The organism is Algoriphagus sp. (genome assembly GCF_046296635.1).
In the GTDB taxonomy this organism is placed as follows: domain Bacteria; phylum Bacteroidota; class Bacteroidia; order Cytophagales; family Cyclobacteriaceae; genus Algoriphagus.
Genome location: NZ_JBKBKZ010000016.1, coordinates 1 through 26,546 on the forward strand (window position 1 = coordinate 1; position 26,546 = coordinate 26,546).

Here is a 26,546-nt window from a genome sequence, read left to right on the forward strand (position 1 = left end):
TATGCGGGAAAACCGCACGTACGGATTGAAGAGGGGGTACGTCAGGGATTCTCTTCCCTGACGACTCTACTCTACTGATTTTTATCTGTTTAAATCTGTGGGAAATAAATCCTAAAATAAAGCCTGATTAGCCTCAAATCCCCCCACTTCCAATTTCACCAAAAACACATCCCCGCTTTTTGGATACTTTTTCAAATCCGATTCAGACATGTTTTCCTGCGCAGTGGTGATCAGCATCAAGTTCAGATTTTCCCCTCCAAAACAGCAGGAAGTTACGTTCGGAACAGGTAAATCTATTTTGTCTAGAAGCTCGCCGTTTTTGGGATTCCAGCGATAGACTCCCGAACCTCCATAATGCGCAACCCAAAGCATGCCTTCTTGGTCGATGCACATCCCGTCAGGAAATCCAAGATTTTCGGGAATCTCAGCAGCAATTCTTCGAAATCCGATTTCTCCAGTCTCCGCATCGAATGAGAATTCCTGAATTTTCCGAGTTGGCGTATCAATAAAGTAAAAAGTCTTTTGATCTTGCGTCCAAGCCATTCCATTGGAAATGGTCAGGTTGTTCAGTTGTGCTCCGGGTTTGAGCTTGGAATCAATCCGGTACAGCGAACCTGCACCTTCTGTGAATTTGGTGCTGAGCGTCCCTATCCAGATGCGACCTTGTGAATCAACTTTCCCATCATTAAAGCGATGCAAGGGCTGATCAGATTCCACTTCACAGAGTTCTTCCATTTCCTCCGTCTCCCAATCATAGCGCACCAGTTTCCGATCCAAACCCAAAATCAATTTCCCGTTTTGTCCTTTCAGAACCACCGCCAGGAAGTGTGGGAAATGCCGGATTTCCAGCTTTTCAGAAGCTAGATGGTATTTGTGCAGATTTCCTTTTTCGATATCTACCCAAAAGAAACAGCCTAGCTCAGCGATCCAAAGGGGGCCTTCACCGAGGTAGCATTGGGAGGGAATGGATTTAATAATGGTTGGATTCACGTTGGTTGAATTGAAAGATTTTAAAATTGGAAGAACTTGTCCGCCGAGGTGGATTGAAAGATTAACACAACTCCAAATATCTAGTAAGAGGGCAAACTCTAGTTTAGATCTCGTAAATCGTAAATCTGAATTCGTAATTCATTTATGCCAATACTGCGCAATTTTCTTCTTCAAAAACGCCACGCTGCGTTCCAATTGATCCATGCCGTCAACACCATCCTCGATGCTAATCCAGTTATCGAAACCAACCCGCTTGAGTTCGGTGAAAATGGCATCGTAGTCATTCATTCCTTTTCCAACTTCGCCATGGCTGAGTCGCTTGGCATAGCCAACCGCCCCGCCTTCTTCTTTTCTCAGGTCTTCTATTGTACCATATTTCAAAAACCGATCGCTCGCGTGCATTGTAACCACGCGTTCCGACACGTCATACAATAAGTCCAAGGGATCTTCTCCAGCTAGATAGGCATTACTCGGGTCGTAATTCACCCCAAAATTCGGATGCTGAATCGATTTGACGAGTTTGGTGAAGACAGCCCGCTTTTGAGCAAACTCAGGATATTCCCAAAAATCGTCCTTATAGTGATTTTCTATAATCAAGGTGATATCCAAGCTTTGGGCGTAGGGCAGGCAAGCCTCGATGCAGTCTTTTGCGAGTTTGATTCCTTCATCGATGGATAGTTCGGGCCGATATTGACCCGACAAAACCCGGCAATATTTCCCTCCAAGTTCATCGGTCATATCAATCCAGCGTCGTTGCTTTTGGATTTCCTTTTCACGGAATGCCTTGTCCCGATGAGTGAAATCCGGTGAGCAGCACATCATGGGAATGACCATGCCTTCATTTTCCACCATCTTTCGGAATTTGGACCAGTTTTTTTCATTTTCCATTTCCAAGAAACCGGCATACCATTCCAGTCCATCGATCTTTAGTGGAGTGGCAAGCTTCACCCAGTCGGCGATTTTCATACTTCCGTCCTTGCAGAGTTGCTTCATGAAAGCTTTGGGAAAGGCAGCTAATTTGGGCATGGTGTATTATTTCTTTGAATTTACGCTATTCTGCCAGTAGGCGAATTATCCACAGGTTAGGGGCTGGAAGCCTGCCTGGCGGTAGGCAGGACCGGAGACCGAAGACCGAAGATGGGATCAATTTAGATTTTATGGCTAATTTCCATTCTTGGATTCTTCCACTGGAACGAATAGGTTTAATTATTTGAACGTTTTATTGTCTTTTGGAAGATTTCGCCCACTCATCGGATGCTGCTCCAAAGTCAGGATTTGCCCTGAGACAGGGCCACTTTCGTCAGAAAGCCAAAATATACAAGCCGCAGCAATCTCTTCCGGCCAGAGAATTCTACCGGAAGGAGCGATAATAGAAGGGAGTTCCTCGTACCAATTGTCAGAAAGCCCATGAAGCTTTTTCCTTTCAGTCTCTCGCTCAGTAAGTACCCAGCCGGGATTGATTTGGTTGACCCGGACGCCATATTCCCGCATCAAAGAATCGCCGAGATTTCCTGTCAAAGTCATGATTGCGCCTTTGGAAACTGAATAAGCTAATAAGTTCGGTTCTCCGCTCCAAGCGTTAATCGAACCGATATTGAGGACGCAGCCTTTGGTTTTGATGAGTTCTGGTAGAGCTTTCTGAATCAGGAGAAATGGCGCAACCGTATTGATATCTAAGACCTTTTGGAAAAATGCACGATCCGTGTTGTGAATATCCGAGGCAATAACCAAGGCGGAATTGTTGACTACCGCGTCAAGTTTTCCGAACGTTTTGACAGCGAGATTCACCAGATTGTCGGGGCAGGTTTCGGTGGTAATATCTTCGCAATGAAATACCGCATGTTCGGTTCCGATTTCGGCTAGCACTTCTTCTCCCAAGTCCTGCTCCAAACCATGAAGGACTACTTTTGCTCCTTCGGCTACACAGCTCTTGGCGATGGCTTTGCCGATTCCTGTCGTGCTTCCTGTGACGATGATAACTTTATCTTTGAGCCGCATATCAGATAGGTTTTAGAACTGCCTTCACGATTTGCCCACTATGCATTTTTTCAAATGCTTCATGCCACTCCGTGATGGGCCAAACGCCTCCGATGATAGGTTTGACATTTAAGGCTCCGCTTGCCAAGAGGGCAATCACACGTTCCCAAACTGGCCAGTTGTGACTGAAACTTCCCTGAAGTCGCACATTTTTTTGGACGATCGGATCGATTGAAAAATTCAAGGGCTGAGGTCCCCAACCCACCTTTGTGATTTGACCGTTTTGACGAACCAGTTTCATGGCAATTTTCAATGTAATACTGTGACCCGCTGCATCCACGACTAAGTCTGCGCCTAATCCATCGCGCTTTTTGGCCCAAGCTTCTGCAGCATCTTCTCCAATCAACGATTCGCAACCATAAGCTATTCGAGCGATCTCCAATCTTCCTTTGTCTCCTTCCAGTCCTAAAATTGCTACTTCAGCTCCGCAAAGTCTGGCTACTGCGGCACAGAGAATACCGATGGTTCCAGGACCAATTACGATGACCCGATCACCTGGTTTGATATGAGAATTTCCAACCAGCGCATTGAAAGCGACACAACAAGGTTCGGTGAGGCAGGCTTCTTCGAAGGAAAGATTCTCCGGAACGGAATGGAGACAACGAGCGGGGACTCGGACAAATCGTGTCATCGCTCCATTTACCCCATAGCCAAAGCCTTTTCGGGTAGGATCAAGATTGTAGAGCCCAACTTTGCTCATGGGATTTTGGGTATCAATCACAGCTGCTGTCTCAGAGACGACCCGATCACCAACTTTCCAACCAGAAACTCGATCTCCAATTGCAGCGATTCTTCCGCCAAATTCATGGCCCAAGACCACAGGATAATTCACCGGCCAACTATGATCTGAAGTCCACTGATGGAGATCACTTCCGCAGACGCCGACATTTTCCACTTCAAGTAAAATGTATTCTTCACCGATTTCGGGAACTGGAATTTCTCGGATTTCGACGGAATGCTTTTGCTCTGAGTAATTTACTACTGCAGGTATTTTGGTGCTGGACATGGCTTAGGATTTGGATGGAAAAATAGTTTCTTGAGCGTGAATAGCCGCACAGATCATTCGAAGTGATTCTTCGAGATTTCCTTCTGCCGTTTTGAAGGAATCCGCATCAATAGTCAATGGCGCGCCCAAAACCACAAGTGGCGAACCGTATTGAGGGCATTTGATTGCTTGCTCTAGAGAAAGCCCTCCTACAGCCTGAACAGGTATATTCACTGCTTTCACCACTTCCCGAAGCTGATCCAGTGGACTTGGCATTCGATGCCCGGCAGCGGCGATTCCCCTTCGCTCATCGTATCCGATATGGTGAATGACGTAGTCGCAACCCAGATCTTCCAAAAATTTCGCTGCTTCCACCATGTCGGGGCAGATCATATTATCGCCCATGACTTCCACTCCGAAATCTTTCCCGGCCTTGACCACACACTTGATGGTCTCGGCATGTGCTCGGGCCATGACCACGACGTGAGTGGCTCCAGCTTTAGCCATCATCTCAGCTTCGAGATAGCCGCCATCCATGGTTTTGAGGTCGGCAACGATGGGAATTCCGGGAAAAGCTTCACGAAGTTTTCTCACGCCATGCAGGCCTTCGGCCAAAATGAGTGGTGTGCCAGCCTCGAGCCAATCCACCCCAGCACGGAGTGCCAAAGCAGCCGTTTCCAGTGCTTCATCAATGTTGGTTAGATCCAGTGAGATTTGGACAATAGGTTTCATGTGTTTGGGTTTTTGTTGGTTTGTACTCTAGAATCAGATACAGCTAAATATAGACTTTTTTTAAAAATGGATCAGAACCTAAAAATCAGTGAATTCATTGATTTTTTTCTTAGTCTTTTTATCAGTGGAATTGCTAACTCTATTTAAATGAAATAACTTATAAAACCCAAACTATCCTGTACATGTCGGAAAAGCGAAGAGTTACTTTAAAAGATATTGCGTTAGCACTTAATATTTCGCCCTCGACGGTTTCCAGAGCGCTTAATGGCTACCATTCTATTTCTGATGATACTGTAAGGCAGGTCAAGGAATATGCAGAGAAGCATAACTACGTCCCTAATACCCTAGCAGTTAATTTTCGAAAAAATCGCACCTCGCTGATTGGCTTGGTAGTTCCTCACATTGTTCACCATTTTTTTTCTACAACCATCTCAGGAGTTATAGAGACTGCCAAAAAACATGGATATCATGTCTTGGTTTCACAGTCCGAGGATTTAAAAAGCGGAGAAATTTTCGCTTGCCGAACTTTGCTTGGAATAGGAGTGGATGGATTATTAATTTCTGTTTCTAATGAAACTTTTGAGGCTGATCATCTCCAGGACTTTTTGGATGAAGGGAAGCCTGTAGTCCAGTTTGATAAAATCACGGATCATATCCTTTCTCCTAAAGTGGTGGTGGATGACTTCAATGGAGCTTATCAAGCGGTCAAAAATTTAATCCAAAATGGCTATCGAAAAATTGCCCACCTGAGTGGAAGACTGGAAGTAAAAAATGCTGAAGGAAGATTCCTAGGTTATAAAAAAGCTCTGGAAGACCATGGCTTGGAGTTTAGAGAGGAATGGGTCAAAAACTGCTGGGAAATCGTGGAAGCAGAAGGATTTGACTTCACCAAGGAATTGATGGAAAGCCCAAATCAGCCTGATGCAATTTTTTGCATCACCGACTTGGTTGCTTTGGGAGCAATGAAATACCTGAAATCAGTAGGTCACGAAGTGCCGGGGAAAGTTGGTTTGATGGGCTTTAGCAATTGGATGCTTTCAGAATATATTTCTCCAAGCCTCAGTTCGGTAGATCAGCATGGCTTTCAAATGGGGCAAGAGGCTGCGGAAATTTTGATCAAATTGATCAAAAAACATGAACTCGGGGAGGAGGAACTTTTAGAAATGAAAACGGAATTGGTAATCAGAGATTCATCACAAAAGTGAATTTCCAAAAAGTTTCTACCATATTACTTTGGCTCCAAAATCACAAACCCATAAGGCTTAATTATCAAATATTCCTGATCTAAACCAATTTTAAATTCCTCTCCTGACCATAAATCTTTGAGAAATTCAGATCCTTCCCCTTGCTCACGGAATGCATACCAGGTCAAGTAGGCAGCTTGATCGCTGAAATTATAGAGGCAATAGATTCGGTCATTTCCCATCCTTCGCACCAAGCCGGCTATATGGATATTGTGGGGACTGAGCCAGGAAATGTTGGATAAATCGCTGAAAAGTGCTTTCTCCTTTCTGATGGATAGTAATTTTTTAATCCCTGAAAATATTTGGTTTTCTACGGTCCCTTCTTTTTTGGATCGCGCTACTTTTTCCCAATCAATAATTGGGCGATGCATCCATCGGTTGTCATAGCTTTTACTGGGATCATTTTGGTAGCTGTAGTCATTGGTGTAGCCGATTTCATCCCCATAGAAAAGCATCGGCAAACCTCCCAAGAAGATGGAATGAGCCTGCATCATCAGAATTTTCCGAATGCTCAGATCGATAGAAAACTCGTCATTTTCAATAAGCGCTTTTTCCAATCCACAGAGTGAAGCAAGCGTGCCACTGATTCGCGCATCTCCAGTTTTAGGATTGGAGGAAAAAAGTGCACCCCGAGCCGGACTCATCCATTGATTGTCGGAGAATGAATAATACTCTTTCAAAAACTTTCGATGCTGATAAGGCTCCTTTCCTGCCTGCGAGATCATGTAATCATCGTATCCCAAGCCAATATCATCATGGCATCGTGTGTAGGTGATCCAAGATGTCCCGTATGGTTTTTTCAAAATTTCATGCTGGGCATTGAGCATGATTTGGGTTTCACCTGAGGCAAGCATATCCCACTGAAGCGCCATTTGCGTGGCATTGTAGGCAAAATCACATTCCTGAGCGATAAATTCCCCTGTTCCGAAATACTTTATGATCTCTTTGGGAGCGACGATTGCTTCGCCGAGGATTGCCATGCCCGGTGTTGCCACTTGCACACATTGCTTGATCAATTGAAGCAAAGCATGTGCCTCCGGCAGATTCTGTGAGGCAGTTCCCGTCTTTTTCCATATAAATGCAGGGGCATCGATCCGAAGTAAATCCACTCCAAGATTTCCATAGAAGAGGATATTTTCCAACATTTCCCGAAAGACAACAGGATTAGTGTAGTTGAGGTCCCACTGGTACGAATGAAAAACGGTCATCACCCATTTTCCCATTTCCTCATTCCAGGTGAAATTGCCCGGAGAGCTTTCGGGGAAAATGTCAGGCATAGTCGCGTCAAATTCATTTGGAATCCAGCGATTGTCATAGGTATAAAAGAAGTCTTGGTAGCCCTTATTGCCTGCTTTTGCCTTTTTGGCCCAATCGTGATGATGCGAGGTATGATTGAGTACGATATCCAGCATGAGGTACATGCCTGTGGCATGCATTTTTTTCCGAAGGGAAATCAAATCTTCCAAAGTCCCGAATCGTTCGTCCACTTTTCTGAAATCCGACACCGCATATCCACCGTCACTTTCGCCTTCCGGACTTTCGAAAATAGGCATGATGTGAAGAAAATTTACTCCTAACTCCTCCAAATAGGGAAGCTTTTCGGGCATGGATTTTAGATTTCCGGCAAATCGATCCACGTACAAGCTCATTCCTGCCAGTTCGTTGCTGAGAAACCAAATGCCCTTCTTGGCTTTCTCTGCGTCACGTATTCTAAGCGCTTTTTCTCTTGCCTTGTATCCCATGATCAAGCTTTCAATAAACTGGAAAAACTGGTTTTCAGCGTCCGGGTGAGACGCGTAAATTTCTGTAAAAAGGCGATGAATCAGAGGTAAACGGGGATAAAGACGCTCCACAAAACCCTTGTCTTTTTTCGTTTCATCCAGCCCGGCAGCAGAAATGAGTTCTTGGGTTTTTTGGTGAAGTAGAGATTCGGTGGTCATACCGTGAGGTGATATGGGTTGAGTATTTGATTAATGTCCTGCTGAAACTAGACCTGGCAGGTTTTGAAAACCTGCTAGGTCTCAGTTGAATTATTGATTAATGTCCTCCCGAAATCGAAGCAATTTCAGGATTGACTTGCTTTTCTTGGATTCTGAGGGTAGCGGCAGCGGCGATCAACAAGAGAACTCCGGCGAAAGTGATCGCCTGTCCAGCATCATTTTGAAGGAAGGTCTTGGAAATGAAGCCAAAGCTCAACGTCTGCAAAATCATCGGAATCACAATCATCATGTTGATGATTCCCATATACACACCATAGCGCTCCTTTGGAATTTCATTGACAACAAGTAAATAGGGAATGCCCATCATACTCGCCCATGCCACGCCAAAACCAGTCATCGGGGCAAATAGCAGGTACTTATTTTCGATCATCGGGAAAATGATCAAACCCACACCAGCCATAATGAGACAGAAGAAATGGACTTTTTTTGGGCCGATTTTCCTCGCCCAACCCACGAGAAAAAAAGCTGAAAGGAAGGTCACAATATTGTACCAGCCGTTGACTAAACCTGTCCAACCCACGGCTTCTTCATACTTGGACGGATCACTCGCCGGGGTGGCATCCCACACTGAGAGAGCGATGCTTTTTGCCGCATTTTGCCAGTAGCAAAAGAGTGCATACCACTGAAAAAGATAAACCAGCGCCAGCTTCCACATCACTGATGGCATCTGGATGATGGATTCGATGATTTCGAGGTTTTGAGCAAAAAGAACCTTGGCTGTGGAATTATTTTCTGCCCAATGGATGGTTTTTCGGATGAGATTTCGATCAAAAATTGATGGAATCAACAAGATGAAAAAAGCTAAATAAGCCACTAAAGTCGTCAATATCGAAAGGAAGAATTGGATAGCCGGATGAGGCATTCCTTTGTTCCGTTCCTTGAGTAATTTCAATTCTTCCGGCGAGGGAGGATATTCCGGAGTTTTGGACATGCTCCACAACACCGAAGTAATCGAGCAAATTGTCCCAAGGAAAAAAGAAGCGTAAACCCACATGGGAAGCGATCCAATGGTTCCTTTAAAGAAAATCTGGAATACGAAAAGTGAAAGATTTGCAAGGGTGATGCCCAGGCCAGTGAAGAAGCTTTGGGTCAAAAATCCCTGACCATATTGCTCCTCGGGAAGTGAATCTGCGATCAAAGCACGATAAGGTTCCATCGCGGTATTATTCGCCGCATCCAAGACCCAAAGCAAGCCTGCCGCCATCCAAAGTGTACTGCTGAAGGGATAGAAAAACAGACAGATGCTGCACATCAAAGCACCAATGAAAAAGTAGGGTTTCCGTCGCCCGTATGTATCACTCCAAGTACTGTCACTCAGTGCCCCGATGATAGGTTGAATCAGCAATCCAGTCATCGGTCCGGCAAGGTTCAAAAGGGGAATTTCATCCGGCGCAGCACCCAGCATATCATAGATCGGGTTGACCGCACTTTGCTGGAGGCCAAAGCTGTATTGAATCCCAAAAAAGCCAACGTTCATGTTGATGATTTGGGAAAAGGAGAGTTTGGGTTTTTGCATTGGGTTACTTTGAGGTTGATCCAAAAAAAGCTGAAACAGACTTTCTGGTGGATAAATTACAAAGTTTACGATTTGAAAAAAGCTCTTCTTAGGCGCTAAAGCCATGAATTGATTCAAAAATTGCGAGGAAATCGATTGATACTCCAGCTATTTTTTTTGAAAAAAACAAAAAGAAAAACCCCAGAAATTGATTTCTGGGGTTTTCTGAGTCAAAGACTCAAATTTAATTTTGGAGGAGCCCTTGGATTTCCTGGATCAGGCCATCGTATGTTATTAAGAAATGGAATTTTTTAAATCAAGAATTAATTCCAAGCCTTCTTCAAAAAGTTCAACCAATTCCCATGCATGACTTTTTCAACATCCGATTCAGAATATCCACGCTGACGCAATAATTCGGGAATCTTCTGTAAATCAGCAATTGTTTCCAAATCTGAAGGGCTTTGCTCCGTGCCAAAAGCCCCATCCAAATCCGATCCGATTCCAATGTGATTTGCATTGCCTGCAACTTGACAAATATGATCCATGTGATCCAAAACGGTGGAGATGGTGACGTTTCGTTCTTTCGGAGTAGATTTCCCTCGAACCCAACCCGGACTTAGCATCCAGGTGTCAAATGCCCCTCCAATCACTGCTCCTCGATCCACCAATGCTTTGATCATTTCGTCGGAAAATTGTCGATTATGATCCACCAAAGCCCGGCAATTGTTATGACTTGCCCACACCGGCCCTTGATAAATCTCCAGCGCATCCCAAAAAGCCAAATCACACAAGTGTGTCGCATCCAAAATAATCCCGAGTTCATCCATTTTCCGAACCAACTCCTTCCCCTGAGTACTTAGAGGTGCCGAAGAATCCGTTCCGAAGGCATATCTGCCAGGTCCATAATGTGCCGGCCCCAAGGCCCGAAGACCACTTTCATAGGCTTGCTCTAAATAATCCAGATTCACAATCGAATCAGCACCTTCGAGCGAAAGGATAAAACCCACAGGCTTTTCAGTATTGTCTTTTCCGTCATTCCAAAGAGCTAAATGTGATTCCAACTGCTTCGAATTTCGGATTTGGGCCATTTCTCCTTTTTCGATCATAGCTCGATACCAAGCCAATTGACCTTGGGTCTGTGCCCAAGCTTGCTCAGGTGAGTGCCATCCGGGAAGTTGATTATCAGGGGCCACAAAGCGGGCAATCTGTGTTGCCACGACCAAACCAATGTTTCCTTTGCGTAGCTCAGGAAGGGAAACAGTCGCATTGCCACGATCAGGTTTGTCAGTCAAGCCTTTTTCCCGAGCATTGATTTCTGAGACCGGTCGGGTGAGATCCCGATTCCACTCCAAGGCATTCATACTCAGATCAAGGTGCGCGTCAATGGTAAACATGGCTTAGAAACTTTGTAGGATAAATACTGTCGGAATTTTATGTAGATCAATCGGAAATTTCTTCCAATCGGAGATGGTCTTGGTTTGGATAAATTCGTCTGCCGCTGTCAGATTTTTGGCAATGCATAGCTTGGTATTTCCAGAAAGGGTAGCCAACACTTCTTCCAGCATTTGATTATTTCGGAAGGGAGTTTCCATGAAAATCTGGGCTCGCTGCTCCCGAAGGGATTCAGATTCCAGCTTTTTCAAAGCGGCAGCTCGTTCTTTTTTATCAATGGGTAAATAGCCATGAAAAGCAAAAGACTGCCCCGAAAAACCGGAACCCATCAGCGCCAAAAACATAGAACTTGGACCAGAGATTGGGACGATTTGGATGTCTTTTTGATGCGCATAAGCCACCGCTAATGCTCCCGGATCGGCAATACCGGGACAGCCTGCTTCTGAAATTACGCCAATATCTGCTCCATTCATCAGCGGCTGCATGAGTCGATTGATGGATTCAGGAGGTGTGCCTTTGTCCAGCACTTCCATGTGAACTTCTTCCAGATTTACACCCAACTTCAAACTGGAAATATAACGGCGGGCAGAACGGGGGTTTTCGACCAAAAAGATCTTGGTATGGGCGATGACATCTTGTACTTGTGGCGAAATCACCCAATGAGCCGTGTTATCGGCTAGTACATTGGGAATTAAGAAAAGTTTTCCTTTGGGCATTTGGGTGAACTTGGAATGAAGTCGAAAGTTAAAATTTAAAGCCCAAATTCGTTACCTTTTCGCTGTTTATCCCTTCTATTAATCCTATGTCTCAGAAAAAATCTCTGCTTCTAATTCTATTCCTTTTAGTAGGATTCAATTCTTTTCCCCAAAATCTAAAAGCCCTTGTTGGCGGAACATTAATCGATGGATTTGGAGGAACACCCATTCGGAATTCAGTGATTATCATCGAAAATGAACGGATCAAATCCATTGGGCAAGTGGGAAGTTTAGCTATTCCAGCCGGGGCAGAGGTCATTTCTACCGAAGGCATGAGTGTTCTTCCGGGACTTTGGGACATGCACGTGCACCTGATGCTCAATGGTCACAGCGACTATACCCACTGGGACAGCACGTATATCAATGTGTTTGAATCTGTGATTATGCCTTCCTCTGCGCATCAACTGCTTTTGGCTGGAGTAACGAGTGCCAGAGATTTGGGTGCTCCATTGGAAGCCAGCATCAATGTGCGTAATCGAATCAACAAAGGTGAAATCCCCGGCCCGACTATTTATGTGTCAGGACCTTTTATCCAAAAGGCACCCTATCCTAATACTGAAGAATTCCGATGGGGAGTGAATGGGGAAGCCGATGCCCGGGCAAAAGTCAAAAAGCTCGTCGATGCCGGAGTCGATGTTATCAAACTGATCGATCAGGATCAGATGACTTTGGAAGAAGCAAAAGCTGTGGTTGATGAAGCCCATAAATATGGAAAAATGGTGGTGGGCCACTCGCACAGACCTGACGAAATCCGAATCGGACTTCAGATCGGAGTGGACAATTTTGAACATACGGGTTTGAGTTCAGCGCCTGAATACCCAGCGGACATCATGCTGATGTTGAAAGAGCGGGCAGCAAAGATGAACCTTGGGCCACTCTTTTGGACACCGACGGTAGAGGGGCTTTTTAATTATGAATATGTGCGTGACAATCCCGAGAAGCTGGATGATCCTTCTTGGCATTTGGATTTGCCGGATTCCATCATTCGGGATATTCGAGCTTCTCTTCGCTTTCCCGGAAGGATGTCTTACTTCCAACTCACCCCGGTGAGAAAGCCGACTTTGGATCGAAAGTTTGCCCAATTGAAAGAAAGTGGCGTGGTGATGCTAGTGGGTACGGACAGTGGAATACCGATGAAATTTCACAGTCAAAGCACTTGGAACGAACTCGATGTATGGGTGAATCACTTTGGAATGGATCCTCTCTTGACGATCAAAGCTGCGACTTATTGGCCGGCAGTTGCCATGAAAGTGGATAAGGATTACGGGACGATTTCCGAAGGGAAATACGCTGATATCATCGCTGTCCGAGGAGATGTAATTCGCTACATCAACTTATTACAGAATGTGGATATGGTGATTAAGCACGGGAAGAGGGTGAAGTGAGTCTCAGTATGCAGTGATCAGTCGCAGTAGGCAGAAAAAAAGGGGGAAATCAAATTGATATTCAGCCCTTTTCATTCATCCCAAAAACTTCCTCATCTCCTCCACCACCGAATGTGGCTGCTCGGCGTGTAGCCAGTGGCCAGCGTCTGCAACGAATTCCAATTCATAGTTAGGGAAATGGGCGGCTAAATCAGGGAGGTCTTTTTGCTGGATATAGTTCGAGTTGGCTCCTGCGAGGAAAAGAGTCGGGCCATCGAAGGTTGAATCTTTAGCCAAGGCTTCCCCGACGTTTTCGATGTTTTTGGTGATTACCGGAAGGTTGATTTTCCAGGCAAAACCATCACTGTCTCGAGTTAAGCTTTTCAGCAAAAACTGCCGAACTCCGAGTTCGGGAATGTATTTCGACAACTGATCATCAGCTTCTTTCCTGGACTGAATTTTTTTCAAGTCCAGAGAATTCAATCCTTCCAAAATCGACTCATGATGAACCGGATAATAGCGAGGGGCAATGTCCGCTACGATCAATTTTTCCACTCGCTCAGGATACTTCACAGCAAAATTCATCACAGTTTTTCCACCCAATGAATGACCCATTAGAAATACTTTATCCAGTCCTTCGGCATCCAAAAGTTCCTTCAGGTCTTCTGCCATCACAGCGTAATTCCATTCATCAGCATGTGGAGAATCTCCATGATTTCGCTGATCGATAAGGTAAAGAGTATAGTGTTCCACCAGTTCCTTGGCTATGGAAAACCAATTGTCCAAGGAACCAAAAAGGCCGTGAAGGATGATGAGTGGAGGGCCGGAGCCGGATTTTTTATAATTCAACTTCATTTTAAGTATGATTTACGAAACACGATTTATGACACAATTTTAAGCGACTTTACTTAAAGAAATAATTGTCATTTATTTTATGCCAGTCTGTTCCCTTTTTTCGCAACGGGTAAACCGCTTCAATTGATGGAAATTAAAATGTATTTTCAATGATTCATGTGGAAAATTTATTGACCCCAAATGGGGTCGAACTTGTCAATAACCGCGGGTGAAACCCGTGGATCACGGAATATCTTAATTATCCCCACGACCCTGAAAAGGGTCGAACAATAATTCAACAATTCTAAAAAGTTCAACCCCATTCGGGGTTTTCCTTTCCTTTTTCCGATGCACTTTTCCCTAGGTTTCACCTAGGGCTATTCAGAGGTTTGACCACTACGTGGTCATTTTATCCGTAAGTTATTTTCCAATCTTCCAATCAAATCTCAAGCTGCCTCCGATACATCTGAATCGTATTTTCCAATCCATAATACAATGCATCGCAGATCAAGGCGTGACCGATGGAGACTTCTTCGAGGAAAGGAATCTGCTGCTTTAGATAAGCCAAATTATGTAAGTCAAGATCATGTCCGGCATTCAGTCCAAGTCCCAATTCTTTTGCAAGGTGCGCAACTTCCACATAGGGTCTTACGGCTTTCTCCCGATTTTGATGGTAATGTGCAGCATAAGGTTCGGTATATAATTCCACCCGATCTGTGCCGGTGAGTTTTGCTGGCTCAAAATACTTTGATTCAGGATTGATGAAAATAGAAACTCGAGTTCCGATTTCATGCAATTCAGCGACTATTTCGCGAAGCATAGTTTGGTGAGTGATCGTATCCCAGCCTGAATTGGAGGTGATGGCATTCGGTGGATCAGGGACAAGGGTGGCTTGAGTGGGTTTTACGGCTCGGATCAATTGCATAAAACGCTGATCAGGATAGCCTTCGATGTTGAATTCTGTGGTCACAGCTTTTGCTAAATCCATTGCGTCCTGATAGCGAATGTGGCGCTCATCAGGTCTTGGGTGAACCGTAATTCCCTGAGCACCAAATCGCTCACAGTCCAAGGCTACTTTGACCACGTTGGGATTATCCGCTCCTCGCGCATTGCGGAGGGTGGCAATCTTGTTAATATTTACACTTAGTTGAGTCATATCCGTTTTGAAAAAGGTATTTTTACCCCGTATTATTGATATAACACAAACTTAGGACTAATGGCTTTAAAGCAGAAAGTAGAAGGCGAAATTAAATCCGCCATGATTGCCAAAGACAAGGTACGATTGACCGCTTTGCGTGCGATCAAATCCATGATTCTTCTTGAGGAAACTAAAGGAGGATTCTCCGGTGAACTCAGCGAAGAAGATGAAATGAAACTTTTAACAAAGGCAGCCAAGCAGCGCAAAGACTCAGCTGACATTTATCAGCAGCAGAACAGACCTGATTTGCTTGAGGTGGAATTGGCCGAACTTGCAGTGATTCAGGAGTTTTTGCCAAAGGCATTGACTGATGATGAGCTTACTTTAGCAATTCAGGAAATCATCAATGTGACCGGCGCGGTGAGTGCTAAAGAAATGGGTAAAGTCATCGGTGCGGCCAATAAGCAACTGGCAGGCAAGGCGGATGGCAAAGCCATTGCGGATAAAGTCAAAGCACTTTTGAACGGCTGATTTGGCACCGATTGATATTGTCATCCTGATCATACTTGGGTTAGGCGCTTATGAGGGCTACAAAAAAGGTCTATTGATGACCATTGTAGGCCTCATAGGTTTTGTATTGGCAATTATTTTGGGAGTTTATTTTATGGATCCGGTGAGTAAAATACTTGCCGAACGACTGGACGAACTCACGTTTGCATTTCCAGTCATTGCTTTTTTGATCGTGTTTTTCATCACACTTCTAATTGTTAACATCGCTGGATGGTTTCTCAAGAAAATGATGCAAATGATCCTGTTGGGAAGTGTAGACAGCATTGCCGGAGCAATTTTGGGGATCGTGAAATCAGCTTTTTTCATCAGTTTGTTTATGTGGCTTGCATTGGGATTTGAGCTAAAAATGCCAAAGGAATGGAGCGCTAAGAGCGAGTATCTCCAATACATTGAGCCATTAGCACCGGGTGTGATTTGGGTGCTGGAGCCTCTGGTTCCAAAAATTAAGGAATTACAAGAGACGATTGCAGAAATTGTGAAGGGGTTTAAGGATGCTGCTGCTGATTGATAATTTTGATTCCTTCAGTCATATTTTGGCTGATCTTATTCGGCAGACAGGCGAAGAGTTAATAATCTTCAGAAACGATGCAAGTTTGGAGGAGATTGAAAAAATCGACTTCAAAGGACTTATACTCTCACCGGGACCGGGAATACCAGTTGATGCAGGAAATTTGATGGCAGTTTTCGAGAAATACCATCAGAAGGTGCCCGTGTTGGGTGTTTGTCTGGGACATCAGGCGATTGGTGAATTTTTTGGTGCAGAGTTGGTGAAAAATCAAGTTCCTACCCATGGGAAAGTCCATTTGGTCAGAAAAACCCAAACTCATTTTTTTACCCAAAATCTGCCGGATCAATTTAACGTCACGCGCTATCATTCGCTCCAACTCCGAAATCTCCCGGATTGCCTGGAGGTTATTTTGGAAACTGAGTCTGGAGAAATCATGGGAATGGCACATAAGACACTTCCGATCTTGGGAATCCAATATCACCCTGAGGCACATCTGACGGAATTTGGATTGGAATTGGTGAAAAATTGGATAGGAACGGTCAAAAATGTCGGAAGCTAGTTTTTCCGAAAACGAATAAATTATTTCCAAATAGGGGAAATAGCTGATATTTACTCTAGTGTACTAGTGAAAATATCCGATAATTTCACTAGTTGAATTAATTGATAGAGTTAAAAAAACTAGAAAGCTCACTCCTTCTCGAATCTTAGAAATAGATTGATACGTCGTAAATCGTAAAACTTAAATCAAAAATCAGTTTATCTCAAATCAATCACTTCAATCCCTGAATGCTTTTTAGGATCAAAAGTGAAATAATCCGCTGCTAAGGTTGGAGCTGCCTTTAGATTTTTGAAGGAATAGGAGAATACTCCTCCCTGTCCGTCAGACATTTCCCAGCCGAGCAGATCTTTGGTGGTTTTGTCCACCATCAACTTCACTTCCTTAAAAGGCGCATTAGCTTTCAGTGCAGTCAATTCTACCACATTTGCAAGCTTTCCTTGATAGGTTTTATCTGCTAAAAGTCTGTAGTTGAAGCCTGTCTGATACATTTTGTAGATATTGGAGGGAGTCAATTCACCTTCCATTTGAGTGGCATCGTTGATGGTCACTTCCTTGTAAGTTGAAGTTTGGATGTAAGTCCAGACCGTTTTCCCATCATTGTAGATTTCCTGATCGGAAAGTTTGAGACGGTATTTTTCTCCGCTTACAGCTATCTCACCTGATTGACGATCACCCGGAACTCCTGCATCCTGATAGGTGTAATCAAAACCGGCGGTAAAACCTTTCATGCTTTGATACTTCGCACTCATTGCGTCGAGCACGACTTTGGCTTTGGGATCTTTCTGAGCTGAGGCTTGAAAGCTTCCAATGAGAAGGAAAAATATAAGGAAAAGCGGGGTTTGGAATTTCATGTAATTGAGCTGCTGGAACTGGAAACACAGCTATTACAAACTATTCAATAACCGTTCCAAACTAGCATCATCCTGAATCAGCACTTCCCGGGCTTTTGATCCCTCAAAGGACCCTACGATTCCCGCAGCTTCCAATTGATCCACAATTCTACCGGCTCGGTTATAGCCTAGTTTTAGCTTTCGCTGAATCAAAGAAGTACTGCCCTGCTGATGTAATACAATCAATCTCGCTGCATCATCAAAAAGTGGATCCCGATCTGAAAGGTCTACGCTTGAAAGTGATCCATCTCCATCTTCACCCACAAATTCAGGCAAGAGATAAGCGTCTGAGTAACCTTTTTGCTCACCTATCCAATCGCAAATCGCATCTACTTCCGGGGTATCTAAGAAGGCGCATTGGATTCGGATCATTTCAGACCCTAAGGAAAGCAACATATCACCCTGACCAATCAGTTGATCGGCTCCACCTGCGTCCAAAATGGTTCTGGAGTCGATTTTGGAAGTAACACGGAAGGAAAGACGTGCTGGGAAATTGGCTTTGATGATACCTGTGATGACGTTGACAGAAGGTCTTTGCGTAGCCACTACTAGGTGAATTCCGATAGCTCGTGCAAGCTGGGCAAGACGAGCGATAGGTGCTTCGATTTCTTTACCCGCAGTCATCATCAAGTCAGCCAACTCGTCAATAACCAACACGATGTAAGGCATGAAGTAATGCCCTTTTTCCGGATTGAGCTTACGGGCGATGAACTTGGCGTTGTATTCTTTTAGGTTTCGGCAGCCCGCATCTTTGAGCAAATTGTACCGATTATCCATTTCGATACAGAGCGAATTCAGGGTATAAATAACTTTTTTGGTATCAGTGATAATCGCTTCTTCAGCTCCAGGAAGCTTGGCTAGGAAGTGACGTTCAATCTTGTTAAAGAGCGTTAATTCCACTTTTTTCGGATCTACCAGCACAAACTTCAACTGAGAAGGGTGCTTTTTGTAAATCAAAGACGCTAAAATCATATTCAAACCAACAGACTTTCCTTGACCTGTGGCTCCAGCCATTAGGAGGTGAGGCATCTTGGCAAGATCAGCCACATAGACCTCATTGGAGATCGTTTTTCCCAAAGCAATCGGTAGGTCTTTATCTGATTTCAGGAACTTTTCAGTTCCAAGCACAGCTCGAGCAGGTACTAATTCTCGGTTTTTATTAGGAACCTCAATACCGATGGTTCCTTTTCCCGGAATCGGCGCGATGATTCGAATACCCAAAGCCGCCAAGCTCAAGGCGATGTCATCTTCGAGGTTTTTGATTTTTGAAATCTTCACTCCCGGATCAGGAACTATTTCATACAAGGTTACTGTCGGTCCGATGGTAGCTTGAATTCCCTGAATTCCGATCTGGAAGTTTTTCAGCGTAGTGACGATCTTATCCTTGTTTTCCTGCAATTCCTGCATGGATACCGTCACTTTTTTAATGTCGTATTCATTCAGCAGATCAAGCGTAGGATACTTGTATCGGGGTAAATCAAGTGTAGGATCGTATGGATCAAGATTTTCAACCTCTTGAGCGGTCTTTTCTTCCTCGGCTTTCTTCACGGAAAAATTACCCTCTTTGACGATACTCGCTCCTTTGCCTTCCTCCAAGAGGTTGACCTGAGGAACTTCAAAGAGATCTTCTTCCTCTTCAGCTAGATCACCTTTCACATCGAATGGCAGTTCAGGCTCGAGTGTAGTTTGAGAATTGCTTTTCACTTCCCAAGCACTACCGTCATCATCAATTTCTTCCTCCTCTAATTCTTCAAGGCCTTCTGTTAATTCATCATCTGTAAGGAATGGATGATTTTTAGTAATTTTTTTCTCAGCAACCGAAGATCCATCCCCGATATCTTCAAGGGACTCTTTCATGTAAAACCAGTTTAACTGCTCCAAGCCAAAGAATAGGATCACGAAAATCAAAAAGGCTCCAATAATGACAATGAAGGTGCCCATCCCTAGAAATTCACTAGAAAGTTTGGCCAATTCATAGCCCAATCCACCAGATAGAAAACTCCAATAAGAGTATCCCTCTACCAAAATGACGATATAGCCCAGCAATAGTCCTAACCAAGCGGTAAAAAATACTGAAAACACAGCGTATCGGGTAAGTGAGGTCAAGGAAAATTTAAAAGTCCATCTGAAGCCGATCAAAAACAGAAAGGGAGGAATCAAAAAAGCAGCAATCCCAAACCATCTAAATATAAGCCAATGAGAAGCATGGGCCCCCAGATAGCCCAACCAATTTTGAGATTCCCTTGCGGCATCACGGACTGCTTGATCTGGATTGTTCATGACCAAACTTTGGTCGGCTGGACCATTAATCAAGTAGCTGACAAAAGCGATAAAAAGGAAGAGTGAAACCGAAATGAGGAATATTCCAAGCGTCAGAGGTAACTGTTTGAACTCAATTTTCCCAAATGAAAAACCTGGCCCCTTTGGTTTTTCAGGAGCTTTTTTAGTGTTTTCTGCTTTCTTGCGAAATGTATTTTTAGCTGAAGTTTCTGATGCCATTTAAGCTTGAAAGTACAATTTTAATTTTAGCCAAATGGCCAATTAGATAGAACTTAGCGGGAAAAATATGCCAGAAGTCCCTTTTTGATATTTTTAATCAATGTCGGTCCCTCATAAACCATGCCTGAGTAGACCTGAACAAGGCTTGCTCCGGCCTCCAACTTTTCGATTGCATCAGCTGCGGAATAGATTCCACCAACTCCCACGATAGGAAAAGCGCCATTTGATTTCTGATGCAGGTATCGGATGACCTCAGTACTTCTTTTTGCCAAGACTTTACCACTGACACCCCCAGCTCCTATCGATTCCACTTCAGCTTGAGGAGTGCTCAGATTCGAACGGTCAATGGTCGTATTGGTAGCAATGACTCCGTCAATTCCGGTTTCCTGGACGATTTCTACGATATCATCGAGTTGTCCATTGCTGAGATCGGGTGCAATTTTAAGAAGAATAGGTTTAGGATTTGACTTTTTATCATTGGCGGATTTGACAGCCTGAAGGAGTTGCTTAAGCGGTTCCTTTTCCTGTAAATCTCGCAGATTTGGGGTGTTTGGAGAGCTGACATTCACTACGAAATAGTCCACGTATGGATGTAAAGCTTCTAGGCAAAACAAATAGTCATCCACCGCATTTTCATTTGGAGTGACTTTGTTTTTGCCAATATTTCCACCGACAATCACATCAGATTTTCTTTTCTTCAATCGCTCTACAGCAGCTAAAACACCACCATTATTAAAGCCCATTCGGTTAATGAGGGCTTCATCCTGAGGCAATCTGAACAGGCGCGGAAGTGGGTTTCCTTCTTGTGGTTTTGGGGTCAGGGTTCCGATTTCGATAAATCCGAAACCGAGCATTGCCATTTCGTCGATGAGTTTGGCGTCCTTGTCAAATCCTGCGGCCAAACCCACCGGATTTTTGAATTTCAATCCAAATACCTCTCGTTCTAACTTTGAATCATTCAATCCAAAAGTGGATCTGACAATAAAATTTGCTACAGGTGTATTAAAAAAGAATTTAATCAGCGAGAAGGTGAAATGATGTGCATCCTCTGGATTTTTGAGGAAAAGCAGTGGCTTGAGCAGGGATTTATACACGTTGACTTCTGTGGATTTAAGCTTCAAAGTTAGGGATTGAAAGCAGATAATCAGGCAGAAATATACAGTGATAGGTCAATTTCTAAGAGTTCTCTATCGTGATCAATCTGAGTCCTTCCAAAGTCAGATTTTGATCGACTTCATCAAAAGTTTTCTCCAATGTGGTCAAAATCGCAGCAAGACCACCTGTTGCAATAATCGTGAATTTCAACCCTGTTTCCGCTTGGATTGCTTCGATAATTCCTTTGACTAAGCCCGTGTAGCCATACAGAATTCCTGCTTGTATGGCATGAATGGTATTTTTGCCCAAAATAGATTCAGGAAGTTTTAACTCAACTTCAGGCAACTTGGATGTATTGGCAAAAAGCGCTTTGATGGCGGTTCTGAGCCCCGGGACGATGTTTACGCCTAAGATTTCACCTTTTTCATCGACTGCTGTAAAGGTCAGCGCTGTCCCAAAATCCACAATAATCACAGGTTTTTGATGTCGAGAAAAGGCTGCCATGACATTACACATCAAATCACTTCCAATTTCATTTGGTCTGAGTGATCTGACTGGAAGGTTAAGATAGCTTTCAGCAGAAATCAGGTAAGGGTTTTGGCCCAAAAAATTCTGGCAAAATTGCTCGATTATCGCATTCAACTCAGGAACCACCGAGCTGAAGCCGATTTTTTCTATTTGTGAAATATGAATTCCGTGCTCCAAAAAATACAGCGGTACTTTTTTACTCAGCTGGGAAATCAGTCTAGGAGTCTTGGTTTCAAGTCGGAATTGGTTGGTCCATATTCCGCTTTTTTGATCAAAAAGTGCAAAAACGACATTTGAGTTGCCGGCATCGATGGCTAAAAACATGGGATTATCAGGTTTTGACTAATTTAGCCTATCATAAAAGAAATTACCAAATTCAAATCCCTTTTTCGCTTATGTATTCTCTCCGCGAAGGCAAAATTGAAGATCTCCCACGAGTCCTCGAACTGATCAAAGAACTTGCACTCTATGAAAAAGCCCCCGAGCAAGTCACCAACACGCTTGAATTGATGAAAGAAGACGGTTTTGGGCCAAATCCAGTCTATGGATTCTATATCTGCGAAAAAGATAGCACAGGTGAAATCATCGGTATCGCCATTTATTATTACCGCTATTCGACTTGGAAGGGGAAAAGATTGTATCTGGAAGACATTGTGGTCACTGAGTCGGAGCGGGGAAATGGGGCAGGGAAGTTGCTTTTTGACCAAGTGATGGCTAAATCACTGGAAGCAAATTGTACCGGAATGATGTGGCAGGTGCTGGACTGGAACGAACCTGCAATTAATTTCTACAAAAAATATGGCGCTGCACTGGAAGCTGGCTGGCTCAATGCGCATTTGCAGGATTATGAAATAAAACAGTTGCTTGGTGTCTGATGTCCGATGTCCGATGTTGAATCCACCGGACATCCGACATCGGTCATCTGACTTTTTATACTTCATTTCGCCTTCAACTCACCCCAATAGAGAGTAAATTCTTCGGATTCTGTGTTTGGGTCTGGTTTTTTCATCCAGTATATGGTATTTCCATCGACCTTAAAGCTTGTATAGTACAACTCAGGAAGCGCGACATTTAACAGATCTCCATTAGGTCGGAGTAAGACTGTTTTCATCCGAGCCTCATCTCTCAATCTTTTTTTGGTCTCATCAGTAGCCTGTTTCTCAATTACGCTGGCTATACCTGATTTATCCTGAGGCGTTGGAGTATAGCTAATCAATAAATCTTCTCCGTACTTTGAGATATTTAGAATATCGGAGGGATAGGGACGAATTTGGTAATTCCCGATTTGACCCATATCTACGGCACCCACTTCAAAACCTTCATATAATTGAAAACCTTCTAAAGGAATTTTTTTCTGATCGATTAATTCAGGATTATCGCCGGACCAATCGTAAGTATATAATATCGGTTCGCTTTTGAACATGAGATATAGGCGCTCTGATATTTCATCATAATGAAAAATTGGTCTTAAATCTCTGAAGAAGTAAACTTTACCGTTGAGAAAATGTGATCCTTCCGGAAACTGAATGTATTCTTTTGTTTCATTTGTTTCCAAATCTGTCATCAATAGATTTTTTCGCCGAGCCAAGAATTCAGGATCGTATTTTTGGTCGTATTCCTCGATGATATCCAAGGAATAAATCAAATATTGATTTCCATTTTTTTGAATTAATTGCTCAGTATTAAATAGTGAAAATGCTGCCCCAAGGCTCACTTGATTTTGATAAATCCTAAAATCTTGAACCACCTCCGAATTTTTCTTTAAAACTTTGATGCCGTTCATAATGTCCAACAGCACAAGATTCCCCTTTTTGTCAAAAGAAAAATTGGAAGCAGTCATTGAGAATTTCCCCGGTACATCGCCTTCTTTATTCCATTTGTCCAGAAGTTCTCCCTCTTCATCATATACATACACATCGGAAGAAGCCATATCCCTGAAAAAATATTGTCCCTCATGAAATCCCTGAAATATGAACACACGCGCAATGACATCCTTTAAAATGATAGAATCCAGTTTTTCCAAATAATAGGACTGGGAATTGGAATGTTCTTCGTTTGAACTGGTTGAAGAATTTTCGCAGCTAAGTATCAGAAATGACGCTATAAAAATCAAAAGTGGTCTCATCGGCATATGAATAATATATCGCTATTATACTAAATCTTAGTTAGAAACCATTCGCCTCCGTTTTTTTCTCCAACTCACTTCAAAGTAAATAGCTAAATTGCGGGCTGTTATGAAGAAGAAGCCATTTACCGTTGTCTATGAGGACAACCACCTCCTGATCGTCAATAAAGCTGCCGGCATCCTGGTTCAGGGTGACAAAACCGGAGATAAAACCTTGACGGATTATTGCAAAGATTACATCGCAGAAAAATATAAAAAACCGGGTGACGTGTTCCTTCACCCCGTACATCGACTGGATAGGCCGGTAAGTGGATTGGTCGCTTTTGCCCGTACTTCCAAAGCCCTCGAACGAATGATGGAGCTTTTCCGCAAGCGGGATATCCACAAAGTTTATTGGGCTATTGTAAAAAGAAGGCCAAGGGAGGAACAAGGCAAACTGACGCATTACCTGACTAAAGATGAGTTCAAAAACGTCGTCACGGCACATGATAAGGAAGTTCCGGGATCACAAAAAGCCGAGTTGAATTACAAAACTCTTGGGTTTATGAATGACCACTGGCTTCTTGAAGTTCGTCCGATTTCTGGCCGTCCACATCAGATCCGAGTACAATTGGCATCGATGGGTTGCCCAATCCGAGGGGATGTGAAGTACGGTTTTGCTAAACCCAATCCAGATGGGAGCATTAACCTGCATGCTTTTCACCTGATCTTTGTACATCCTACAAGAAAAGAAAAACTCTACATGCGAGCAGCACTTCCTGAGTCAGAATTTTGGGAGCAGTTCCTTGAATTAGAGGAGGTCAAAGTGAAGGATCAGCACTTGGATAATACGTTTTCGGGGTAATTTTAAAAGAAATACTGTAGAAATACTGTAGAAATACTGTAGAAATACTGTAGAAATACTTTCGTTTTAAAGGTTTAAATAAAGATTAACCACTAAGGCAGGTCTCTTATTTCGTCCGCTTTCGCGGACATATTTCGACTGTATTTCGCGCAGCATATTTCCAAAAAATCATGAAAAACCTTCTCCTACTACTCAGCTTCATCCTAATCCTGGGAGCCTGTACCTCCTCGAATCAACCCAAAACGATCTACATTGTCCGACATGCAGAAAAGCAACTTGTTGGTAATGATCCGGAGTTACTTTATGCCGGTGGACTCAGAGCGCAAAAACTATCACAAATCTTAGAAGACCAGGACATCAAGCATATATTTTCCACAGACTACATTCGAACTCGAAATACTGCTTTGCCAACTGCAGAAGACGCGGGAATACAGATTAAATCCTATGATCCGGCAAATCATGATGAGCTGGTAAAGCAACTCAGAAGTTTGGAAGGAAATATTCTGGTAGTAGGCCACAGCAACACGGTAAGCCAATTGGCTAATAATTTTGTAGGCAAGTCTGAAAAGTATGCCGATCTCACAGATCTGGAATATGAGTTTATTTATGTAGTGAAGATGGAATCCAATTCTTCCTCTGTGGAGCGAAAAGTTTACAAGGATTTTTAAGCAACTAATCGCTGACTCAAACTGCCTATTAAAAATGTGTTTCTCTACTTTTAGCTAGAAACGAAAGTATATATTAAATTTTAAATCAATTGGTATTCTGTTTTAAGATTATTGATTCTCATTGAGTTCTAATATGTTGGAAATATCATACTGGAGGATTTTTTCTTGAAAATGATCAACTCCATATAAAATCTGATCCTCTTGATCATAACTTATTCCCATCAAATAATCAGGCGTCTCAATTACTTGCACCAAAACACCATCCCAGTCGAAAATTTTAATTTGGCTAGGTTTCATCAACTCGCCATATTCTGATTCAGGCTGGTCGTAATAAAGAGCAAAAATGTAATCGTTTGTTACCTCTAAATCAAAATAATAATTAACTAGGTCGAGGGGTTTCCCTCCTGACATTTTTACTTTTTTAACCCCTAATTCACCATCTACCTTCTTTGCCTTACTATAATCTTCACCAAAAATTAATAGACGATCAAAATAATTAAAAGCAATTACTGATTTAGAGCCATCGGGCTTCAAGCGGAAAAAATTATAAAAAGTAGTATAAAAATCCGCTACACTTTCTGACACATACTCGTTGAGATCCAAGATTGGAACAGAAAATAATTCCTTTTTATTTTTTATATCAAAGCCCTTTATGAGGAAGGGTTTAGGACTTAAATAACCAAGATTACCTATAATTAAACTATCATTTTGAAGTACCATATCTTGAGTTAGTCCAAATGCCGGATCAAGCTCATATAAGTAATCTATCTCCAAAAAAGAATTAGAGAAATTATTCACCTTAAATACTCCTCCTTTAAAAACATCATAAACAAATAAATTATTGGTATTAATCTGTTTGAAAAGTTTCGGGGCTGAAAATTCTTCTGGGCCATTTCCATTTTTTAACCAATCCTTTAAAAATCGATTATCCTTTTTTGAATAGACAGAAAAAAAACTTTCAGCTGAATATTTGTGAATAAAGATTAGGGTGTCAAAAATGGTGACATCTAATTCTGCGACTTCATTTTGAAGAATTTGCTCACGTTCTCCCGAAATTTTTACTTTTCGAACCTGTTCAGGATTAGTGCAGGATTCGATCAGGATTATTGAAACAACAATCAGAAACCATTTTGACACCCTCTTCATTAACCTCCTATTTCTGGAGCTGTTTCACAAAAACTCGCTGTTCCAAACCCTCTAGAATTGAACTTAGAGGTACAATCTCCGCAATCATAATATGTTGCGCCAGCCTTCGCCCTAGATTCAGAATAGCAATTCACTTGACCAGATTTTG

General features: G+C 43.0%; 25 protein-coding genes. 8 read left to right on the forward strand and 17 right to left on the reverse strand.

Annotated features, from left to right (window positions below; translation table 11 throughout):
• Window positions 1-111: 111 nt before the first annotated feature.
• The 5 genes from ACK4HU_RS12640 to ACK4HU_RS12660 all read right to left on the reverse strand — a co-directional run bounded on the left by ACK4HU_RS12640 (window position 112) and on the right by ACK4HU_RS12660 (window position 4,744).
• Complete coding sequence (locus ACK4HU_RS12640; protein ID WP_409807279.1) at window positions 112-990, reverse strand: SMP-30/gluconolactonase/LRE family protein; 879 nt, start codon at window positions 988-990, stop codon at window positions 112-114.
• A 138-nt stretch (window positions 991-1,128) separates the two neighbouring features.
• Entirely contained in the window at window positions 1,129-2,016 is an 888-nt protein-coding gene (locus ACK4HU_RS12645; protein ID WP_409807281.1) for a sugar phosphate isomerase/epimerase family protein, read from the reverse strand.
• Between the two features lie 180 nt (window positions 2,017-2,196).
• Window positions 2,197-2,988, reverse strand: a complete 792-nt coding sequence (locus ACK4HU_RS12650; protein WP_409807283.1) for an SDR family NAD(P)-dependent oxidoreductase — start codon at window positions 2,986-2,988, stop codon at window positions 2,197-2,199.
• A gap of 1 nt (window position 2,989) precedes the next feature.
• Window positions 2,990-4,033: a zinc-binding dehydrogenase gene (locus ACK4HU_RS12655; protein ID WP_409807285.1), complete on the reverse strand. Its 1,044-nt coding sequence runs from the start codon at window positions 4,031-4,033 to the stop codon at window positions 2,990-2,992.
• Window positions 4,034-4,036: 3 nt separating this feature from the next.
• Window positions 4,037-4,744 (reverse strand): orotidine 5'-phosphate decarboxylase / HUMPS family protein, encoded by a 708-nt coding sequence (locus ACK4HU_RS12660; protein ID WP_409807286.1) that lies wholly within the window; start codon window positions 4,742-4,744, stop codon window positions 4,037-4,039.
• A gap of 182 nt (window positions 4,745-4,926) precedes the next feature.
• Between ACK4HU_RS12660 and ACK4HU_RS12665 the strand changes: the two genes are divergently transcribed.
• Window positions 4,927-5,949 carry a LacI family DNA-binding transcriptional regulator gene (locus ACK4HU_RS12665; protein WP_409807287.1) on the forward strand — a complete coding sequence of 341 codons (1,023 nt, stop codon included), beginning with the start codon at window positions 4,927-4,929 and terminating at the stop codon, window positions 5,947-5,949.
• A gap of 23 nt (window positions 5,950-5,972) precedes the next feature.
• Here the strand turns inward: ACK4HU_RS12665 and ACK4HU_RS12670 are convergent, their stop codons facing one another.
• The 4 genes from ACK4HU_RS12670 to ACK4HU_RS12685 form a co-directional block, all read right to left on the reverse strand.
• Window positions 5,973-7,928, reverse strand: coding sequence for an alpha-amylase family glycosyl hydrolase (locus ACK4HU_RS12670; protein WP_409807289.1), 1,956 nt, complete (start codon window positions 7,926-7,928; stop codon window positions 5,973-5,975).
• A gap of 97 nt (window positions 7,929-8,025) precedes the next feature.
• Window positions 8,026-9,504 carry an MFS transporter gene (locus tag ACK4HU_RS12675; RefSeq protein WP_409807291.1) on the reverse strand — a complete coding sequence of 493 codons (1,479 nt, stop codon included), beginning with the start codon at window positions 9,502-9,504 and terminating at the stop codon, window positions 8,026-8,028.
• 302 nt (window positions 9,505-9,806) lie between these two features.
• The gene (locus ACK4HU_RS12680; RefSeq protein ID WP_409807293.1) at window positions 9,807-10,877 is read right to left on the reverse strand and encodes a dipeptidase; all 1,071 of its coding nucleotides are present in this window, start codon (window positions 10,875-10,877) and stop codon (window positions 9,807-9,809) included.
• 3 nt (window positions 10,878-10,880) lie between these two features.
• Window positions 10,881-11,591: an SAM-dependent methyltransferase gene (locus tag ACK4HU_RS12685; protein ID WP_409807295.1), complete on the reverse strand. Its 711-nt coding sequence runs from the start codon at window positions 11,589-11,591 to the stop codon at window positions 10,881-10,883.
• An 86-nt stretch (window positions 11,592-11,677) separates the two neighbouring features.
• On the opposite strand from ACK4HU_RS12685, the gene ACK4HU_RS12690 reads away from it, so the two are divergent.
• Window positions 11,678-13,015 (forward strand): amidohydrolase family protein, encoded by a 1,338-nt coding sequence (locus ACK4HU_RS12690; protein WP_409807296.1) that lies wholly within the window; start codon window positions 11,678-11,680, stop codon window positions 13,013-13,015.
• 75 nt (window positions 13,016-13,090) lie between these two features.
• Here ACK4HU_RS12690 and ACK4HU_RS12695 read toward each other — a convergent pair whose 3' ends face one another.
• Both ACK4HU_RS12695 and ACK4HU_RS12700 read right to left on the reverse strand, forming a co-directional pair.
• Window positions 13,091-13,849: an alpha/beta fold hydrolase gene (locus ACK4HU_RS12695; protein ID WP_409807297.1), complete on the reverse strand. Its 759-nt coding sequence runs from the start codon at window positions 13,847-13,849 to the stop codon at window positions 13,091-13,093.
• Window positions 13,850-14,267: 418 nt separating this feature from the next.
• Window positions 14,268-14,984, reverse strand: coding sequence for a pyridoxine 5'-phosphate synthase (locus ACK4HU_RS12700; RefSeq protein ID WP_409807299.1), 717 nt, complete (start codon window positions 14,982-14,984; stop codon window positions 14,268-14,270).
• A gap of 60 nt (window positions 14,985-15,044) precedes the next feature.
• On the opposite strand from ACK4HU_RS12700, the gene ACK4HU_RS12705 reads away from it, so the two are divergent.
• Genes ACK4HU_RS12705 through ACK4HU_RS12715 form a run of 3 tightly spaced genes read left to right on the forward strand, consistent with a single transcriptional unit; the run spans window position 15,045 to window position 16,603 of the window.
• On the forward strand, window positions 15,045-15,497 hold the full coding sequence (locus ACK4HU_RS12705; RefSeq protein WP_409807301.1) for a GatB/YqeY domain-containing protein: 453 nt from the start codon (window positions 15,045-15,047) through the stop codon (window positions 15,495-15,497).
• Between the two features lies 1 nt (window position 15,498).
• Window positions 15,499-16,044, forward strand: a complete 546-nt coding sequence (locus ACK4HU_RS12710; protein ID WP_409807303.1) for a CvpA family protein — start codon at window positions 15,499-15,501, stop codon at window positions 16,042-16,044.
• Window positions 16,028-16,603: an anthranilate synthase component II gene (locus tag ACK4HU_RS12715; RefSeq protein ID WP_409807304.1), complete on the forward strand. Its 576-nt coding sequence runs from the start codon at window positions 16,028-16,030 to the stop codon at window positions 16,601-16,603. The genes ACK4HU_RS12710 and ACK4HU_RS12715 overlap by 17 nt, the downstream gene beginning before the upstream one ends.
• A gap of 197 nt (window positions 16,604-16,800) precedes the next feature.
• Here ACK4HU_RS12715 and ACK4HU_RS12720 read toward each other — a convergent pair whose 3' ends face one another.
• From ACK4HU_RS12720 to ACK4HU_RS12735, 4 genes are all read right to left on the reverse strand, one after another.
• Window positions 16,801-17,454, reverse strand: coding sequence for a LolA family protein (locus ACK4HU_RS12720; RefSeq protein WP_409807306.1), 654 nt, complete (start codon window positions 17,452-17,454; stop codon window positions 16,801-16,803).
• Window positions 17,455-17,487: 33 nt separating this feature from the next.
• Entirely contained in the window at window positions 17,488-19,992 is a 2,505-nt protein-coding gene (locus ACK4HU_RS12725; RefSeq protein ID WP_409807308.1) for a DNA translocase FtsK 4TM domain-containing protein, read from the reverse strand.
• Between the two features lie 53 nt (window positions 19,993-20,045).
• Window positions 20,046-21,086 carry a quinone-dependent dihydroorotate dehydrogenase gene (locus tag ACK4HU_RS12730; protein WP_409807445.1) on the reverse strand — a complete coding sequence of 347 codons (1,041 nt, stop codon included), beginning with the start codon at window positions 21,084-21,086 and terminating at the stop codon, window positions 20,046-20,048.
• Window positions 21,087-21,168: 82 nt separating this feature from the next.
• Window positions 21,169-21,939: a type III pantothenate kinase gene (locus tag ACK4HU_RS12735; protein WP_409807310.1), complete on the reverse strand. Its 771-nt coding sequence runs from the start codon at window positions 21,937-21,939 to the stop codon at window positions 21,169-21,171.
• Window positions 21,940-22,010: 71 nt separating this feature from the next.
• Here ACK4HU_RS12735 and ACK4HU_RS12740 point away from each other — a divergent pair, with 71 nt between their 5' ends.
• The gene (locus tag ACK4HU_RS12740; RefSeq protein WP_409807312.1) at window positions 22,011-22,490 is read left to right on the forward strand and encodes an N-acetyltransferase family protein; all 480 of its coding nucleotides are present in this window, start codon (window positions 22,011-22,013) and stop codon (window positions 22,488-22,490) included.
• Window positions 22,491-22,552: 62 nt separating this feature from the next.
• On the opposite strand, the gene ACK4HU_RS12745 is transcribed toward ACK4HU_RS12740, so the two are convergent.
• On the reverse strand, window positions 22,553-23,740 hold the full coding sequence (locus tag ACK4HU_RS12745; protein WP_409807314.1) for a hypothetical protein: 1,188 nt from the start codon (window positions 23,738-23,740) through the stop codon (window positions 22,553-22,555).
• Window positions 23,741-23,849: 109 nt separating this feature from the next.
• On the opposite strand from ACK4HU_RS12745, the gene ACK4HU_RS12750 reads away from it, so the two are divergent.
• Both ACK4HU_RS12750 and ACK4HU_RS12755 read left to right on the forward strand, forming a co-directional pair.
• Window positions 23,850-24,584 (forward strand): RluA family pseudouridine synthase, encoded by a 735-nt coding sequence (locus ACK4HU_RS12750; RefSeq protein WP_409807316.1) that lies wholly within the window; start codon window positions 23,850-23,852, stop codon window positions 24,582-24,584.
• 170 nt (window positions 24,585-24,754) lie between these two features.
• Window positions 24,755-25,252, forward strand: coding sequence for a SixA phosphatase family protein (locus tag ACK4HU_RS12755; protein WP_409807318.1), 498 nt, complete (start codon window positions 24,755-24,757; stop codon window positions 25,250-25,252).
• A gap of 108 nt (window positions 25,253-25,360) precedes the next feature.
• On the opposite strand, the gene ACK4HU_RS12760 is transcribed toward ACK4HU_RS12755, so the two are convergent.
• Entirely contained in the window at window positions 25,361-26,398 is a 1,038-nt protein-coding gene (locus tag ACK4HU_RS12760) for a BF3164 family lipoprotein (RefSeq protein WP_409807320.1), read from the reverse strand.
• Between the last annotated feature and the right edge of the window lie 148 nt (window positions 26,399-26,546).